General features: G+C 42.4%; 3 protein-coding genes. All 3 read right to left on the reverse strand.

Translation table 11 applies throughout. The features are described from left to right. Positions 1 to 799, reverse strand: a 799-nt coding sequence (locus CXF78_RS19285) for a GGDEF domain-containing protein (protein WP_102037668.1), incomplete at its 3' end; no start/stop codon positions are given. Between the two features lie 220 nt (positions 800 to 1,019). Then, positions 1,020 to 2,009: a phosphotransferase gene (locus CXF78_RS19290; RefSeq protein WP_102037669.1), complete on the reverse strand. Its 990-nt coding sequence runs from the start codon at positions 2,007 to 2,009 to the stop codon at positions 1,020 to 1,022. Between the two features lie 82 nt (positions 2,010 to 2,091). Continuing rightward, a complete protein-coding gene (locus CXF78_RS19295) occupies positions 2,092 to 2,721 on the reverse strand; it encodes a flavin reductase family protein (RefSeq protein ID WP_102037670.1) in 630 nt (209 codons plus the stop codon). Positions 2,722 to 2,788: the final 67 nt, after the last annotated feature.

The following is a 2,788-nucleotide window of genomic DNA, read 5'->3' on the forward strand; positions in this document are numbered from 1 at the left end:
TTGCTTTAAACTTATCTATATCCCAATAAATGAGGCACGCATGTTGCGGCTGCTTTTGTAACTCAAGTAATTTTTGTTTTGCGTGGCTATAAAATCCCCGACGATTAAAGCAATCAGTCAGCGGATCTGTCATCGCCAGCAACTTCATTTCTTCGGCCAAATCAGAAGCCAGCATATAAATCACAAATACTGACATCCCAACATAAGCCGCAGGTAGGGCGGTAAAGTTAACAATGGCGTAGAGCTTTATAAGTTCTACATCCATCTCTCTACCTTGGGATAGTGCGATACTCGCTGCAACCAATATGCACATTGCAAATATGAAATGCATTAACGACGCACCAATTTCGGCAGGGCGTGATTTGGTGCGGTGCTTAATAATCACCACGCTGGTGATCATCAATAACAACACATCAACGTATAAATACAACGACATTCTTAAGCCTAGGTGGGGGCTAATATACGTAAAGTAATAGGTTAGCATCATCCCAAATACGCCTATGCCTAGCAGTGTTGCGGGATGGATTTTAGTGTTAGTGCGTAAGCAATGCCCCCATGTCCCGAGCACCACCGACAGCATGGAAACACTGCAACCTATCATCCAATACAGTTCGTGAGAAAGAAATAAGCTTTTAAACAGACTATTAGCCCACAGCACTGTTGAGGCTAAAAAAGATAATGAAAACATTAACGCATATTTTTGTTTTCCCATGGTTTGCCATGTCATGAAAAAGATTATCGACAGCAGAATGCTAGAAAAAAACAAGGTGATTAAAATATACGTAAACGGACTTTCCATATGGTGACTTCCTAGCTTATGGCTTTGTTTATACAAATCCAAAACGGAGCTATGTTTACTCGAACTAGACAGCGGATTGCAGTGCTTGCTGGTAATAAATAACCGATGGATGGGGCAACAAATACTACAGTGTTTATCAACTGTAGACGGCAATAGCAGCCTTAGCCAATTGGGATTAGATAATAACTTTTGGGTGGTTAATTAATCAGCAATGATGAGGTTAGGCTGTAGCGAGTTGTTTTATCGCTTGTTCGGTTAGCGTTTCGGTATATGAGTTGATTTTGAAATGCTCAACACTCCAACCTTTAATAAAACGTTGGAAATCAGCCCAAGCCACACAATATAAAGGTCGCCATTTTTGTTGTACCTCAAGTGGATCGATTAACGGATGACACTCAGCTAGGCCTTGGGTTAGCGCGGCAAAATAATGATTAAGATAACCATTAATTAACGCTTCTGGTTCGTGATAGCTCAATACACTGCTTAACAACATTATCACGTCTTTCATGCCGCAACCTTGGCCGATATATTGAAAATCGACTGCTGCAGCATGGTCATTCTGGCTAAAACAAAAGTTAGCTAATTTGGCATCGCCATGCACCAAAGTTTGAAATGGACATTGTTTCAAGGCATCGTCGATGAGATGGGCTGCCGACTTAAGCGGGCTGTCGGGCAAAACGGCTAACTCGTCTGGTCGCGTATCTAGATGCCAATATGTGCCAATAGGCCAAAGCCATTTTGGCTCTACGTGCATGTATTTAGCATGAAAATGCCCTAACCACGTTAAGCACGCGAGTACGGTGGCAGATGTGGCGGTTTTTCTGACTTGGGTAAACCCCTGGGTATGCAAGTCCTGTAATACTAATAGGGTTTCATTGGCTTGTTGGTCTACATACAAACAACGCGGAAGAGGACTGAATTGCTGCTGTGTATGATTATTTGCATAGTGTTGGTACCAATTCACTTCTACTTGATACGACTGTAATTTACGCTGATGCGACAGTGGAGTATTCCAACCTCGAGGATGCGACTTCGGTTGAGGCAAACAGATATATTTCACAATCACCGATGAGTACTGTTTGCCTGTTACATAAGCGCGAAATAATTGGCCATAACCACCCCAAAGCGGTTGAATTACCTCTATATGAGTGACTCTATCTGCCGAAATAGCCTGACTAATTGTTTGTAAAATACGGTTTGGAATTTTCAAAGCTATCTCGTTAAGGCTATTTCTGGCTGATGTGAAGCAAGTTGCTCATTATCCATCGTTTAGCATCCATCATTTATTCAACTTATAAAGTCGGGCGATTTAGATCAAAACGTAACTCGTCAGAAATACCATAATAAGCCGATGGACCGCCAGCACGTAATACGGGTTCAGCTAATGCTGTTTGATAAATCCCTTCTGCGTTCAACAAGTGCTTTTCAATATGCACAGCCACTACTTCACCAAGTACTAGCCAAGTATCAATTTTGTCACCATTAGCTGCGGTTAACTGAATGCATTGCGACAGTTTGCATTCGAAGCTGACCGGGCTTTGCGCAATGCGATCGGCTTTAACAATGTTGCCTGCTATTGGCGTTAGTCCGGCAAATTCAAATTCATCAGTACCACGGGGTAATGCGGCAGAGGTTTGGTTCATTTGCGCGGCTAAACTGCGGGTAGTTAAGTTCCATACAAACTCGCCAGTTTCAACAATGTTGGCGACGCTGTCTTTCCAACCAGTACTGGCAAAACCGATAATTGGCGGATCGTAATTAAAGCAGTTAAAGAAACTATAAGGTGCTAGATTTCGCTGGCCTTGGGTATTGCGAGAGGCAATCCAGCCAATGGGGCGTGGGCCAATAATGGCATTGAGTGGGTTATGTGGCAGGCCATGACCTTTACTAGGTTCATAAAAATAGCGATTATCAGCACTCATATTTTACCTTCTTTATATTGTTGAGCTTGTTTTAGCGACATCAAATATTACCACATCAATTATGGTA

The sequence above is a fragment of the Shewanella sp. 11B5 genome, assembly GCF_002836795.1.
Classification (GTDB): Bacteria; Pseudomonadota; Gammaproteobacteria; order Enterobacterales; family Shewanellaceae; genus Shewanella; species Shewanella frigidimarina.